Source organism: Paenibacillus sp. JJ-100 (assembly GCF_948329825.1).
Classification (GTDB): domain Bacteria; phylum Bacillota; class Bacilli; order Paenibacillales; family Paenibacillaceae; genus Paenibacillus.
The window spans coordinates 394355-409728 of the sequence record NZ_CAOJCM010000003.1 but is presented as its reverse complement, the minus strand read 5'-3'; the positions used below and the strand labels follow the sequence as shown (position 1 = coordinate 409728).

The window sequence follows — 15374 nt, the reverse complement described above, 5'->3', positions numbered from 1 at the left end:
TGTGTTCATTGCTATTTTTGACGTAAACAGACCTTGTTATAGTCACTTCTAAATAGCCCCTGCTCTTCAGCTCAACAAGGTAATTAGATGATTACCGCACCTGCTTCATCCCCATTTTCATCACCTTATCCAGCCATTTCTGACGGAACGCTTCGGTAGACTTGCGAATTGGACTGATATCAGTGACATGTACCGGGGACACACCGCTGAATTTAAGAATGTTCGATTTCATGATTCTATGACCCGCATTTCTGTAAACTAGAGCATTGTAGAAACGAGGCGTGTCAGAAGTCACGATGAGTTGTGCAGATTTACCCTTAAGCAATTTGTCCCAAAGCACTGAGTTTTCTCGATATCTCATCGCAAACCCCGGTAAGAATATCCGGTCAATAAACCCCTTCAGCACAGCCGGCATCGTTCCCCACCATGTCGGGTATACAAACACCAGATGATCAGCCCAGCGAATCCATTCCTGTGCTTTGAGCAAATCCGGCTCCAAGTCTGTCCGCTTACGGTAACCATAGCGAAGATTCGGATTGAACTCGATCTCACTCAGATCGATCGTCTCCACAGCCCCTCCAGACTGCCTCACTCCCTCTGCATAGGATTCGGATAGCGCTTTGCAATAACTCAACGGATCAGGATGACCGTTAATGATCAAAATTTTAGTTGCATTCATACGTTTGCTCCTCCTGTATAATAGGTCTCATCAAGACTAATGAAACGGACATATCACAAGCATAGAGTGAAGGACAGGATAAACAAATGATCAACCACGCCGAATCATTGCGGATTCGTGCAAACGGGAGGAATTATGAACCATTTTAATCAAAGTGTTCCGATTTCCATGGTGTATCCTATTTTGAAAACCTTGGTACACAAAGGCATTCCGCCTGAATCGTTTTTCAAAGATATGGATGTGGTTCCAGCACAGATGGAGAATCCAGATGCACGCATACCCGTCACTGAATTGGAACGGATGATGCGGCTTGCTGCGGATTACACGAATGATCTGTACTTCGGATTAAATCAGGGTGGGCGGCTGGATATGGCCGATCTGAGCTTGGTCGGATACGTCATGATGCACTCCAGAACGATTGGTGATGCATTGATCGCTTACCAGCGATATAACGATATTTTGTACAGTGGATTTCAACTGGAGTGGGAAGTGAACGAAACCGATCTGATTATTCGATTATCTGTACAACATGAGGACGTTCCCTTATCTCGCCATTGCGTTGAGGATATGACAGTATCGGTAATACATCTGATCAATAAACTGGCGAATCACCTCGTCGTCATTCGGGAAGTACAATTCCGGCATGAAGCTCCCGACGCTGTGAACGATCTGTCTCCTTACATAAATGCATTCGGGGTCACTCCACAATTCGGTGCTGTCCACACCTTGCTGCGCCTACCCAAAGAGACCCTGGAGCTGCCCGTCTTATATTCAGATGCCAAAATGCTGAAGGTGTTCGAGAAGATGGCTGAAGAGGCCAGAGCAGACCTGTATGCCTCTCAACCTTTCTCCAGCAAGGTAAGCCGGTTTATTATAGAGAGTTTGCCCTCCTTCTTCCCCACATTACAACATACGGCCGCGCATCTCGGCATGAGCATTCGCACACTGCAGAGCAGATTACGCGAAGAAGGTACAACGTTTCATGACATCTCTGTTCAGGTACGCAAGGAACTGGCACAGCGTTATTTACAAAGAGGCAGCTATTCCGTTGGCGATATCGCGTATGCCCTGCATTTTTCGGAACAAAGTGCATTTCAGAACGCATTTAAAAAGTGGACTGGACTGACTCCCGGCCAATATCGGGATACTCTAGCCAAAACATAATAAAGATAAGGTTCTGATATTTCTGATATTCATAGCAACTCCATTCAATACCTAGACTTAAGTCTAGGTTAACTTTAACGCCAAAGACGGAGGTTCCCGTTTTCCAGTTCGTGGTATGCTGTAATTAACGAAAGCGACGAAAACATACGCATGGAACAATGATTCCTATTCAAAAGGAGAGAAATTATGGCTAAACGTACCATTCTGGCACCTGTCCTGATTTTGCTGGGTGTATACCTCATTCTGAATCAAGGCGGCGCCATGGGCCCAGGCACGATCTTTGCTACCTTCTGGCCTACTTTGTTTGTTATTCCGCTCGGTCTGTTCTTCCACTGGATGTACTTCTCCATGATTGGGAGAGGGGTGGGGTTGCTTGTTCCAGGGGGAGTACTGCTAACCGTTGGTCTCGTCTCTCAGATCGCTATGCTGTTCGGCAACTGGGGTACGATGTGGCCTGGTTTCATTCTGGCGCCAGCTATCGGTCTATTCGAGCTCTACTGGTTTGGCGGCCGGAATAAATGGCTGCTCATTCCGATTAACATTCTGACCGTTCTTTCCTTGCTGTTCTTCTCCGTAATGTCCATCGGATCTGCACTCAGTAATATGAGCTACATCCAGCCTGTTGTGGCTATTGTGTTGATTATGGGCGGTGCGTACCTCATTATGGGACGCAAAAAGCATATGTAGTGGCAATGATATAAGATGAAAAGTCTTAATTACACTAGGCCACTCCGCGCGCAGAGTAAGCTTCCGATCACTGTTATCCCCGGTTTTTTTTGAATCTCATATCATATGAGAAAATCCGGGGATAAAGGTGATCGCTTCGCTTCTCCAGCTTATCTCTGCCCTCTCCGTTACGTGTAATTTCATACCTCTGATATCGCACTTCTATGCTTGTTGCTCTGAAGCAGATATAAAATAAACCTCCCCTGAATCATTAGTGATCAGGGGAGGTTTTGTGTAGGAGTTGCTTTTTTCTGTAACCATAATTAGCGATTAATTTTCCGCAAGTAAATCTTTGTTAAACGCCTCGGTTCATGCTATTTGCTGTGCATTTTAAACTCGAGGAACAAGTCATTATAATGCGATAGCATTTTTCTACCCAGATTGTTGTAGACCTCCAGCTTGCTTGTCAGCGTCTCGTCTGGATAGAAGCGCTCATCCTGCGAGATGTCTTCGGGCAGCAACTTGAGTGCCTCCGCATTCGGTGTAGAATATCCCACATACTCGGCGTTGCGTGCAGCATGATCCGGGTCGAGCATGAAGTTGATAAACTGATGGGCTCCCTCCACATTTTGAGCTGTTTTCGGGATGACCATGCTGTCGAACCACAGGTTGGAGCCTTCCTCCGGTACCATGTAATCCAGTTTATCGTTCTGATCCATGATCTCCGATGCATCCCCAGACCATACGAGTCCAACTGCCGCTTCTTCATTCGCAAGCAGCATTTTGATCTCGTCCCCTACAATGGCTCTAACATTAGGCGTCAGGGTCGACAGTTTTTTCAATGCCGCCTGAAGATGGTCTTCATTCGTATCGTTAAGCGAGTAGCCCAGACTGTTCAGCCCCATACCAATGACCTCACGAGCGCCATCGAGCAGCAGGATCTGGTTTTTCAGACGTGGGTCCCATAGGTCATTCCAGCTGTTAAACGTCAATCCCCCAACCAGCTCCGGGTTGTACACAACACCGACCGTTCCCCAGAAGTACGGGACGGAGAATTGGTTGTTCGGATCGTAGGAAAGGTTCAAAAACCTTTCGTCGATATTTTTCAGGTTAGGCAACTTGCTATGATCGATGGGTACAAGCAAGTTCTCTTCTTTCATTTTGCTAATCGCATATTCCGAAGGTATCGCCACATCAAACGTTGTACCGCCCTGTTCAATCTTGGTCAGCATCGCTTCGTTGGAATCAAACGTCTGGTAGATGACCTTCATACCGGACTCTTCCTCGAATTCTTGCAATAGATCAGGGTCGATATAATCGCCCCAGTTGTAGATCGTCAGCGTGTTACCGCCGGAATATCCCTGACTTTTGTTCAGATACGAAGCCAGAACCATCAAGGCAAAAGCGGCCACAAACACAAGTGCGAATGTCCGTACCAGCTGTTTCATGGACGCAGCCCCTTTCCTCCAGGTGGTATCCGTGTTGCACGGCGGTTAATGAAGTAATATCCAACCACCAGCAACACCGTGAGCAGGAACAGCAGCGTAGACAGGGCGTTAATGGACAGCGACACCCCTTGCCTTGCTCTGGAGTAGATCTCCACCGAGAGGGTAGAGTACCCGTTCCCCGTCACAAAGAAGGTTACGGCAAAATCGTCGAGTGAGTACGTCAAAGCCATGAAGAATCCAGCAAAAATACCAGGTTTCACGTAAGGCAGCACAACACGCGTTAATATTTGCCATGTTCCTGCGCCCAGATCACGAGCAGCATCCATCAAGGTTGAGCTCATTTCCTGAAGTTTCGGCAGAACCATGATTACGACAATCGGCACACTGAATGCGATATGCGACAGCAATACCGAAGTGAAACCCAGTTTGATACCGATCATCGTAAACAATATCAGGAATGATGCACCGATAATGACATCCGGGCTAACAATCAGCACATTGTTTAGAGATAGCAGCGTGTTTTTAGTCCGTTTACGACGTACATGATAGATCGCCAGTGCACCTGCCACACCCAAAATCGTGGAAATGGCGGAGGACAACAGAGCGATAATAAACGTATTTAATACAATAATGAGCAACCGGGTATCGGCAAACACTTCTCTATACCACTCCAGCGTGAAGCCCTCGAACCCCCGCATATGGCCACCGCTGTTGAACGAGTAGAAGATCAGATAAGCAATCGGTGCATACAAAATGGCAAATACGACCGCCAGATACACATTAGACAGTTTTCCGTTTCTTCCCATTCCGCACCTCCTTCTTGCCTGATCCGGTCAGAAACATAATGACAGCCATCGCGATAATCAAAAAGACGGCAATGGTCGATCCCATGCCCCAGTCCTGGGTGACGAGAAAATGCTGCTCAATGGCAGTACCCAGCGTAATAACACGGTTCCCCGCAATAAGGCGAGTAATCATAAACAGCGAGAGCGCCGGGATAAACACGGCCTGACAGCCGGATTTCACTCCGCTGAGCGTCAGCGGAAAGATCACGCGCCGGAACGTTAACCACGATGAAGCGCCAAGATCTCGTGCAGCATAGATCAAAGAGGGATTCATCTCTTCTAGCGCATTGAAGATCGGCAGAATCATAAATGGAATGAAAATGTACACCGAAACAAAAATAAAGCTGAAATCGGTGAACAAAATCTGCTGTGTACCAATGCCCACCACTTCCAGCAGGGAGTTGGTCAGACCGTACGTTCCGAACAGGCCGATGAAGGCGTACGCTTTTAACAACAGATTAATCCAGCTTGGCAAAATGATTAACAGGAGCCATAACTGTTTATGCTTGGTTCGAGTCAACATGTACGCTGTTGGATACGAGATAAGTAGCGAGAACGCTGTAATCAGAAACGCGTACCAGAATGAACTGAGCGTCATCTGCATATACACCGGCGTAAAGAACCGCGCATAGTTGCCCAGTGTGAAGTTACCCTCCACATCGAAGAACGAGTAATAGATGACCAGCAGAACCGGCGCTACAACGAACAACACCATCCATAACACATATGGAATCAGATACGCATTGCGCGTGCTGGCTTTAGTCTGCATGAGCGGCCTCTTGATAAGCTTCGAGTCGTCTGTCGAACTCTTCTTCGGTCTCATTGAAACGCATGACATGAATGGCTTCCGGGTCAAAATAAAGCCCGATGCGCGATCCGACGACCGCTTTCTTCGTGGAATGAATTAACCATTCGTTGCCTGCGTCATCATAGGTCGAGATTTCGTAGTGTACGCCGCGGAACAACTGCGAGTCCACTTTCACCTTAAGCTTACCCTGTTCCTCCGTAGTGATCTCAAGGTCCTCCGGACGAATAACGATCTCGACTGGCTCATCCGGCTGCAGTCCCTGATCGACACATTCATGCTGTGCGCCAGCGAACTCAACCACAAAATCCTGCTTCATCTTGCCTGCCACGATATTGGACTCTCCAATAAAATCCGCCACAAAACGATTAATTGGCTCATCATAAATATCATTGGGTGTACCACTCTGTTGAATGACACCGCCGTTTAGTACAAAGATTTCATCCGACATGGCCAAAGCTTCTTCCTGATCATGCGTGACAAAAATAAATGTAATGCCCAAGCGTTGCTGTAACTCCCGTAGCTCATACTGCATCTCAGTACGCAGCTTCAAGTCGAGCGCTGACAGAGGCTCGTCCAGCAGCAAAATTTCAGGCTCGTTCACGATCGCACGGGCGATGGCTACACGCTGACGCTGTCCGCCAGACATCTCGCTAATCTCCCGATTCTCGTAACCGGACAGATTGACAAACTTGAGAGCTTCCAGCACTTTGCTGCGAATCTCGGATGTTTTCATTTTTTTGATCCGCAAGCCAAAAGCCACATTCTCAAATACATTCAAATGTGGGAATAACGCATAGTCCTGAAATACCGTATTCACCTGACGCTGGTGCGCAGGCACTTGATTAATCAGTGCGCCGTTAAAATAAATACTGCCTTCCGTCGGCTCCGCAAAGCCGGCAATCAGCCGTAATATTGTAGTTTTACCACAGCCGGATGGCCCGAGAAGTGTATAGAATTTACCACGTTCAATCTCGAAACTGACAGCTTTTAATACGGCCTCATCCTGATCGTATTGCTGTGTCACCCGGTCAAACCGTATAATCGGTTGTTGTTCTGACATGCTTACTTCGCCCCCTTATCCTTGAGGTACACTTAAGTCTGTACACTAATAAAATACATCTGTGAATAACAATGCCCATTAATTATATATGATTCAGGTATAACCGCAATGGTTTTGATGTAAACGCCCTATGTAATTTCAACCTCATTGAATTAGAAATGAATCTTCCCTATTCGTTGTTTACTTATTTTGCACTGTATGTAACTCAATATATGCAATAAGATACCTTTACCTCATTACCGTTCAAGCTGGTATCATCTGGTTCGAGTGAATCCATCCACAAAACAATAAACCCGTTCACACGACTAATGTGCAAACGGGCATTTCAATGGTTTATGACCAGCCTGTGACGAGATCTTCTGTAACGAAGCTTCCTCATTGGACAGATGCTCCGAATGCCGCTCATACTGCTCCCTGCTGCTCGGGCCTGCGGCAACGACGATCCCATCCTGAATTTGAAAGGCTCGATCCTGGTAAAAAAAGTTCGGCTTCACGATCTCATTACGATAAGAACTGTGGAAAATATGGGTTGTTGCTGGCGATACCGGCGGAATCAACCATCCCCAATCCCCGGTCAACTCACGTCCGGCCTTCGCCTCGCGCTGTTCAAACAAGGCAAACTGTGATGCTGCCGTATGATGATCCACAATACTCACGCCAGCCTTCTTGAATGAATGCAGCACAGCGACATTCAGCTCCACCAGTGCCCGATCCTTCCACAGTGTCGTTTCACTCGACATATTCAATCCCAGTGCCGCAGCTACAGATGGCAGCTTGTTATATCGGAACGGATCTGCGAAGTTACGTGCACCAATCTCCGTCTCCATATACCAGCCGTTAAACGGTGCTGCCGGGTAGTTAATTCCACCGATCTCCACACGCATATCGGCAATCATCGGCACACCATACCAGCGCATCCCCAGTTCTGCAATCTCTGTTCGCTCGGGGTGCTCAATCTGCACTTCAATGATCTCCTGTTCTGGTATAACATACAACGCTGGAGCTTGCCCCTGAGCTTGAATGATGAGCGGCAATACGTCATAATCACCACCAGCTCCTTCCCAACCGAGTGAAATGGCGGCTTGGGTCATCTCAACCGATGCGGGGTCACCTATAATTCCTTGTTCTGTTTCGTATCCTGCATAACGAATCAACTGATGATTCCAGATCCGAATCGGCACCCCGTTCGGACCTTCCGGTGGCAGAACAGTAATAGTCGGGATAATCTTTCCTCCGTTAGAAGCGGAATGAATATGACCGAGTATGGCTTGCGCGGCGGCTTCAGGGGTATCCGCATGGCGAGCATCTACGATGCGCAGCTTGTCCCAGAATAACCGCCCGATACAGCGATTGCTATTCCGCCATGCCATTTTACAACCCTGCTCCAGCTCTTCCGTGGTATGGGTATAGGTCCCCGTCTCGTCCACCTCGCGTTTAATGGCAAGAAGCCGGGCTTCCGCGTCTTCACGCGTATAACCCAGCTCTTTGTAACATGTATATATAAACCGTTCGGCTTCTTCCTGTAATCGTTCCAGGTCTGCCCGCATTATTCATTCCACCATTCTGTACATCTTGGATGCCATTATTATACGTGAAGCATACCGGATTTGTAAGCGAACGGGACATTTGTTCACGGACTCTACATATCGTTGTCAGGAGACAGGTTAACTACAATTATTTACCCAGAAATGCGTTTAACATCCAGATTTCTTTATCCAGTGCCGCTGTGAACCCAATTAGTATATCTTCGGTCGCATTGTCTTCTGCTTCTCCCGCTTCATATATACCTTGATGAATGACCGACAGCATTGCATTCAGATCGGCAATCACCTGTTCTACCATCTGCTCAGCAGACATTTGGCCTTGTACTTCTGCAATGGGAGATAGATGCAGTTGTTCTGCAATTGTTGCGACAGGGCGACCTCCAATCATCAATAGGCGCTCAGCCACTTCGTCCATGTTGGCAGTAGCCAGGTTGTACAGCTCTTCGAATTTGGCATGTAGTGTGAAGAAGTGGGGTCCTTTGACATACCAGTGGAAGTTATGCAGTTTCGTGTAAAGGACTGACCACCCAGCAATTTGACGATTCAAGCTCTCTTGAAGTGCAGATGTGTTCGTTGTTGTGTTTTGCTTTGTTTGAATAGTACTCATGGAATAGTTCCCCTTTCAATTGGATCGTTGTGATTTGTCTTATTATTTGTTTAAGAGTTAATAAATAATCATTGTTTAATTTAGACTTAATCTAAATCTTGATTTAATTATATCATTGCCGACACACTTTGAAAAGGGCTCGAGGCTCTTATTGAAATGAAGATTCGATGAAGCTGAACTTCATGATGATCGTCATCCACACCTGATAATCCCTCTTCTGATTCCCTGTTTTACTTCACTGTATTATCATTCTCCAATCTCACTTTCCTGTTTCATAACAATATTTTTGGGTATTTATTTCTGCTATACATAGACAAAGTTCGTCATCGAACGTTAAAATGAGACACAATGTATACCTTATTCATTATTTCAAGGAATTGGAGGCTTATAACATGCAATGCCCAGTATGTAATCATGAAAATGGAGATGCCCGTTTTTGCGAGAGGTGCGGCTCGAACTTGACTGGCAACCACGCTTCTTCCGATCTTACGGATACTGTGACACACACAGATTCAGGATCTGCCGACTCGGAATACACTCGTTGGTCGAGCACCCAGCAGCCTGCTTCTTATGAAGCGGCGCCTACACGTTCCTCATCCGTTTCCCCTGTCCCGTCATCTGTTCAGGACAACGAAAATGCCAGTAACCTTGGTTCCGCCGATGGTTCTGCACAAAACCAAGGAGCAAATCAATGGAGCAACATCGTACAAAATGAGAAAGTACAGCAAGCCAAAGAAGTTAGCAAACAATATTTGTCTTATTTTCTCAGTGTTTTAGCTCGTCCCTATCAATCGATGAAAACCGTGGGCGAACAGCATGCCCTTCATGGCTTGGTAACGATGATATTGTTTGCCTTATTGACCTCTACATACGTTTTAATTACATTTGGCCGCCTCGAAGCGGATGGACTGTTTATTAGTGGTTTCTTGCGTCCACTGTTATATGCAGCAATTATTCTAGTCGTAGCTATAGCGTTAATCTATGGAGTGTTGAAGCTGGAACGGATTACCTTCCGTCCGAAAATGCTGGTTGCCCAGTTGGGGACGCTGCTCATTCCTGCAATCATTACGCTGGTGCTCGCAAACGTGATGATTTTTATCTCATACTCATTTGCCTTATCACTGCTGGTGCTGTCGTATATCATTTTGTTTGTGTCGATGAATACGTTGTTGTTCCACCACCCTCTGGATCGCACCAAAGCAACGATTGACAGCATATACAGCGTGCTGATTGTGAATGCTGTGTTGTTTTATGTCATCTACCGTTTGTTAACTTCCGTTATAGCTGGCTTCTACAGTGGGCTATTCTCTCCTTTTGGACGCTGGTAAACAAACTTTTTCGTGGTAGTAGAGAGACTATACGCTCCCTCCAAATGTAGGGGGAGCCTCATTCATAATCGATCTACAGATGCACCAAAAAGCCGCATGGCAACGATCCGATCATCGGGATTCACCCGATGGTGGGAACATAGCCTGCGGCTTATTTTTGTTCTTCCTTAAAGAAGGCTAGCCTTACGGCTGCAATTCTTAGTAGCGCTGCGGAGCAGCTTTTTTACCCAAATCGGTCATGTATGTGAAGAATGCATCTGGATCCGTATCATAGACCAGCTGCACAGGGCGTCCGTCTGCCTGCTCTACTGTGCGACCTTGGCTCGGACCATCCGGAATGACGATGCAATTCACCGTTTTTTTCTTCACAATGTCTTCACGACCTACGGAAGCCGTAGTCAAGACATCCCACAGATAGTATGTAGAGTTAGTTTCACTGTACACCAGCGGCGGACAACCTGCATAACAATTCCCCAGGAAATCTACGCCTTCATAGCGGCGCTCTGCTGCCCAGCGGTTACGGACGGCTGGAGTAAGAGGTACTTTGTTCGTGCTTTCGAGTGCAACTAGATCAATCTGAATGCCGGTTTGCCATACGCGATATGCTGCTTCCGGGTCCCAGAATACGTTCCATTCTGCTGTACCATCATGCTCCGGCTCTTCTACGTTTCCACGCTCAAACGTACCACCCATCCACACCAGTTTGTCGATTTTCTCTTCAATATCTGGTGCTTCGTCAAGCGCACGCGCAAGATCTGTCAATGGGCCTGTGAACAACAGAAGTGTTTTACCTTCGGTATTGCGTACTTTCTCAATCAGATGCTGATGTGCAGGAATAGCCGAGAGTGGCGCTTCCATTTTACCCGATTCATTCAAAATAGGCAGTGCATCTACATAGAAAGAGTGCAATCTCCATGCAGGCGGGAACGGGTTTTTGCCTCTGGAGTTAGATTTGGATACTTCGATAGAATAGGTTCCAAAACGATCAATAATTTTACGGCTCGCATCTGTTGCCGGCTCCAAATACCCATCTGCCGGAATAACCGATACACCGGTTACATGTACATTATCCATTTGCAGAAGCATAAACAGCGATACGAGATCATCTACACCGCCGTCATGATTGAAATACACATTCAGTTTGTTCGTCATGCTTGCTTTCATCCTTCCTCTGGTTACCCCATTGATGTGAACTTACCCGTCCGCCCAAGGCCGACGCTTCCTCTATTATGTCCCATAACCACCAGCGAAGTAAACCATTGACACCCAAAGAATACCATAACCACGCGGTTTTTTGCGTATTTTTGTCAGTTCATCCATTCCATCTCATACACACAACCTTCAACTATTCCTCTGTAAAAAAAAGATGAACCACGGGCATGAAGCCCCACGGTCCATCTATCCCTACTCCTGTATTACAGGGATTGGTATGCTTTCTTTTCTTCTTTCTCCGCAATCGGTACGTATTTGCCTGGCCAGAATGCCCATTTGCCCAGTAGTGCTGTAATTGCTGGCACCATGAATGGACGAACCAGGAACGTATCGAGCAGGACACCGATCGCTGTAATGATTCCGAACTGCACCAGCACCTGAATCGGCAATGTCGCCAAGACGGCAAACGTTCCTGCCAGAATCAGACCCGCTGAGGTAATAACGGAACCCGTCTCGCCTACACCTTCTTTGATAGCCTGACGGAGCGGCATCGTTTTACGTTTCTGCCAGATGCTAGAGATCATGAAGATGTTATAGTCCTCTCCCAGTGCTACGAGGAAGACAAAGGAATATAGCGGAATTGCTCCTTGAATAGCATCTGCCCCGAGTCCGTAGTGGATGATGATCCAGCCCAGACCGAGTGCGGAGAAGTAAGACAGAACTACGGTGATTATGAGATATACCGTTGCAACAATGGAACGGAGGTAGATCAGCAATAGCAAGGTAATCATACCGATAACGACCGGAATAATAACCTTGGCATCCCGTTCTCCAGCCACTTCAATGTCATACTGTTCAGCCGTCTGCCCATCAATCCAGACTTGTTGACCCGCATTGGCAACTCCAGCATCCTTCAATGCGGCTTGTGCTGTAGCACGCAGATCCGGGATATGCTGCATGGCCTCGATAGAGTATGGATTAAGATTAAACTCCACATCATATGCCGTAATGTTGGCATTCTCCGCACCTTGCTGCGGTTCGCCTACCTTGTTGATATAATCCAGTGATTCAAGACGTTGCTTCAGATCCGTTTCTTTACCGCCAGCATCCACAATCACTTTAACTGGAGCAAGCTCTCCTTGAGAGAACTGCTCACCAATGACCTTAAAGCCTTCACGAGAAGGTACATTTTCCGGGAAAGAAGACAATAGGTCGTACGTGAACTTTACTTGCGTTGAGAACGTAGCCAGTCCGCCGAGTAACACAACTGTAATTGCCAGAATCGCCCATGGTCTGGTTGTTACGATCCGTCCAATCCAGCTTTCACGTACTTTACGAGGTGCTGGAGCCGGTTTTCCTTTTTTCTTCGCACGCTCTACTTCCATCTCGTGAGTACGCGGAACAAACGGATAGAATGAACCCCGACCAAAGATCGCGAGCAATGCCGGAACAAGTGTCAAACTTGCAATAAACATAATAAAGATCGACAGACTAAATGGAACCGCAAAGCGTTGGTATGCTCCGTATTCAGCCAGCAGCAGCACCAGCATTGCAGCAACAACGGTAAATCCACTCATCGCTATCGCACCGGAGGAACCAGTAATTGCCTGGAAGATTGCTTTCTTTTTGTCCGGCTCATGATACAGAATTTGACGGTACCTGGAGATCATGAACAGACAATAATCCGTTCCGGCTCCAAATAGCAATACGGTCATAATGGAGATCGACTGTGCATCGACGGTGATCCAGCCCTGATCTGCCATGAATCCTAGGATTGGACTGGTAACCATATATGCGAAGCCAACCGCAATAATCGGAATGATGGCCAGTACTGGAGAGCGATAGATTAACAACAGTAGTACAAGAACAATCACTACAGTTGCAATCAACAGTGACACGTCAGCGGAGGAAAAGAGTCCGATGGCATCAATGGATATTCCGACTGGCCCGGTTACGCGGGCAATGAGCTTGCTCTCATTGTCTATATCCGTATCGAACGGATTCATGCCAAAGATGGCTTTTGCTTTTTCCTCTACTGCCTCAATGCCTTCCTTCAACTGTTCCGAATCGGCATCCTTATTGAAGAATAGTGGCATAACGATGGTACTGCCGTCTTCCGAGAGTTGGCCCTGCAGCGCCTGTGGCGGCAACTTGTGCAGTGGCACAACAGACTGCTGCTGTTCCACTGGATCCTGTTCGAGTCGCTCGGTTAACGCCTGAATCTGCTGAATCTGGTCATCCGTCAGTCCAGCAGAATTGCGCCACACGATCAGGGCAGGCAGTCCTTCACCGCCAGGGAATTCCTTTTTGGCCAGTGTAGCGGCTTGAACGGATGGTTTGGAATCGCTCAAATCCTGTGCATTATTAGTCTCACGCTCATTCACGGCTGGCCACACCAGGCTAAGCCCCACTGCAATAATAATCCATACGATCAGCGTGATCCATTTACTTCGTTTGCCCGCTATAAAACGGCCATAACCTGAACCTTCCTGCATTGTTTATTCATCTCCCTTTAGTATTGTTTATTTAAAAAATAGTGCCTAATTATTGTCATGGTGTAGAAATGAACCATGGGTCATAATATAATTGAGTTAATTATATATACCGGAAGGTTAATTATGCAATCCCTAATTTTATAAAGTGTATAATATTTAATTTAAACTATGAATGAGGTTGATCATTTTGAACAAAAAACCAACAAAAGAAGCTGGCTCCACACGTCCTCCAGGCAGACCCAAAGCAGGTGCAGACCAGGCTTCCGCCTACAACAACATATTGCTGACAGCCTCGCGGCTGTTTATGGAACATGGCTACGAAGCTGTCTCGCTTCAACAGATCGCTTCCTTGTGCCAGGTGACCAAAGCGTCCATATATTATCATTTTTCCAGCAAACCGGAACTGTTCACCATCGCCATTACTCGCATGATGGCGATGGGTATGAAGCAGACAACACTTCGTCTCGATGAACCTGGGACGTTGCAAGAGCGACTGGTCGAGGTTGCCAAAGCGAAGATGAGACACTCCCATATTGAAACGGAGACCATGATGCGAGAGGCCGAGAAGCATCTAGACATAAAGCAACTAGCCCAGATTCGGGAAGCTGAATTTCAGATCTATGCAGTTTTAGCCACCCACTTCCAGCGAGAGATGGACAACGGTTATCTGCGGTCCGCCAATCCCATGCTGCTTGCCCATGCATTTACGTCATTGTTAATGCTTGCGAACCGAGAAGATGTGCGTAATATGAACGGGGGAAGCATTGAAGAACTTTCACACGAACTGGTTACCCTGTTTCTAGATGGGGCAGTGTCACGGACATAAATGTATAAGAGTACTTTCTTTCTCATTTTCTATTTATATTTTTTGTAGAAAACCGATATAAATATGGAAGTATTACAGAAAGAAGGGACAGATAGTTATGCGAGTTAAAATATGGGTCATTGCGTCTTGCTTATTTTTGGTAGCGATTGTATTTACAAGTTGCAGCTCGAAAGAAAAAATGAAAACGGTAGAGTTTGCTGGAATTGTAATGAATTTACCTCAGGATTGGATGATAAATGAATCGCACACGAACGAAATAGAGCTTCACTATTGGATTGGAAAAGATGTAAAATTTGATGGTTTTTTTCACATAAGAGCCGTACCAAAAGATTTTTATAGAAGCAGGGGAAGCAGATTTTTTAATATGGACAATGGAACCTACAAATTTTTTTATGAATTGCGTGAAAAAGATCAACTTGCCGACAATATATTATGGATGTCATTCGATGCGAAGGCAGATGGCTGGGGAGATGTGCCTAGACCAACAAACGTAATCAATATGATCATTGTGGAAACGCCCGATAAAGTGCACGAAATCACATTCGATATGTCAAATAGCTATTCCGAAAAAAATCAGGATTTGTTGGACAGGATTTTCAAAAGTATAAAAATATTAAAATAAGTACTGCCAAGCTGTTCCTGTGTAACAACCCATTGTCCATTAATTGTAGATCTAGCAGTGTGATGCAACATTATTACTACATAATGCTCTCTTAGTATAACAATTACGCTAACACTTATAGTCACATTTA

Annotated in this window: 14 protein-coding genes; 5 read left to right on the top strand and 9 right to left on the bottom strand. The window is 46.3% G+C overall.

Going from position 1 to position 15374, the window contains the following annotated elements; translation table 11 throughout:
- Positions 1 to 91: 91 nt before the first annotated feature.
- Positions 92 to 679 carry an NAD(P)H-dependent oxidoreductase gene (locus PQG66_RS14890; RefSeq protein ID WP_272038513.1) on the bottom strand — a complete coding sequence of 196 codons (588 nt, stop codon included), beginning with the start codon at positions 677 to 679 and terminating at the stop codon, positions 92 to 94.
- A 135-nt stretch (positions 680 to 814) separates the two neighbouring features.
- Here PQG66_RS14890 and PQG66_RS14885 point away from each other — a divergent pair, with 135 nt between their 5' ends.
- Together PQG66_RS14885 and PQG66_RS14880 are read left to right on the top strand one after the other, a co-directional pair.
- Positions 815 to 1843 (top strand): AraC family transcriptional regulator, encoded by a 1029-nt coding sequence (locus tag PQG66_RS14885; protein ID WP_272038512.1) that lies wholly within the window; start codon positions 815 to 817, stop codon positions 1841 to 1843.
- A 186-nt stretch (positions 1844 to 2029) separates the two neighbouring features.
- Entirely contained in the window at positions 2030 to 2530 is a 501-nt protein-coding gene (locus PQG66_RS14880; protein ID WP_272038511.1) for a hypothetical protein, read from the top strand.
- Between the two features lie 353 nt (positions 2531 to 2883).
- On the opposite strand, the gene PQG66_RS14875 is transcribed toward PQG66_RS14880, so the two are convergent.
- From PQG66_RS14875 to PQG66_RS14850, 6 genes are all read right to left on the bottom strand, one after another.
- Positions 2884 to 3957 (bottom strand): ABC transporter substrate-binding protein, encoded by a 1074-nt coding sequence (locus PQG66_RS14875; protein WP_272038510.1) that lies wholly within the window; start codon positions 3955 to 3957, stop codon positions 2884 to 2886.
- Positions 3954 to 4763 (bottom strand): ABC transporter permease, encoded by an 810-nt coding sequence (locus PQG66_RS14870; RefSeq protein ID WP_272038509.1) that lies wholly within the window; start codon positions 4761 to 4763, stop codon positions 3954 to 3956. Before PQG66_RS14870 ends, PQG66_RS14875 begins: the two co-directional genes overlap by 4 nt.
- Positions 4738 to 5571, bottom strand: coding sequence for an ABC transporter permease (locus PQG66_RS14865; RefSeq protein ID WP_272038508.1), 834 nt, complete (start codon positions 5569 to 5571; stop codon positions 4738 to 4740). The genes PQG66_RS14870 and PQG66_RS14865 overlap by 26 nt, the downstream gene beginning before the upstream one ends.
- Positions 5561 to 6670, bottom strand: coding sequence for an ABC transporter ATP-binding protein (locus PQG66_RS14860; RefSeq protein ID WP_272038507.1), 1110 nt, complete (start codon positions 6668 to 6670; stop codon positions 5561 to 5563). Before PQG66_RS14860 ends, PQG66_RS14865 begins: the two co-directional genes overlap by 11 nt.
- 305 nt (positions 6671 to 6975) lie before the next feature.
- On the bottom strand, positions 6976 to 8217 hold the full coding sequence (locus PQG66_RS14855; RefSeq protein ID WP_272038506.1) for a nitric oxide synthase oxygenase: 1242 nt from the start codon (positions 8215 to 8217) through the stop codon (positions 6976 to 6978).
- 127 nt (positions 8218 to 8344) lie between these two features.
- Complete coding sequence (locus tag PQG66_RS14850; protein WP_272038505.1) at positions 8345 to 8821, bottom strand: Dps family protein; 477 nt, start codon at positions 8819 to 8821, stop codon at positions 8345 to 8347.
- A gap of 392 nt (positions 8822 to 9213) precedes the next feature.
- On the opposite strand from PQG66_RS14850, the gene PQG66_RS14845 reads away from it, so the two are divergent.
- Positions 9214 to 10149 carry a hypothetical protein gene (locus PQG66_RS14845; protein ID WP_272038504.1) on the top strand — a complete coding sequence of 312 codons (936 nt, stop codon included), beginning with the start codon at positions 9214 to 9216 and terminating at the stop codon, positions 10147 to 10149.
- A 198-nt stretch (positions 10150 to 10347) separates the two neighbouring features.
- On the opposite strand, the gene PQG66_RS14840 is transcribed toward PQG66_RS14845, so the two are convergent.
- Positions 10348 to 11301: a nucleoside hydrolase gene (locus PQG66_RS14840; RefSeq protein ID WP_272038503.1), complete on the bottom strand. Its 954-nt coding sequence runs from the start codon at positions 11299 to 11301 to the stop codon at positions 10348 to 10350.
- 263 nt (positions 11302 to 11564) lie between these two features.
- A complete protein-coding gene (locus PQG66_RS14835) occupies positions 11565 to 13796 on the bottom strand; it encodes an MMPL family transporter (RefSeq protein WP_272038502.1) in 2232 nt (743 codons plus the stop codon).
- Positions 13797 to 13983: 187 nt separating this feature from the next.
- On the opposite strand from PQG66_RS14835, the gene PQG66_RS14830 reads away from it, so the two are divergent.
- Together PQG66_RS14830 and PQG66_RS14825 are read left to right on the top strand one after the other, a co-directional pair.
- A complete protein-coding gene (locus PQG66_RS14830) occupies positions 13984 to 14622 on the top strand; it encodes a TetR/AcrR family transcriptional regulator (protein ID WP_272038501.1) in 639 nt (212 codons plus the stop codon).
- A gap of 97 nt (positions 14623 to 14719) precedes the next feature.
- A complete protein-coding gene (locus tag PQG66_RS14825) occupies positions 14720 to 15244 on the top strand; it encodes a hypothetical protein (RefSeq protein ID WP_272038500.1) in 525 nt (174 codons plus the stop codon).
- Positions 15245 to 15374: the final 130 nt, after the last annotated feature.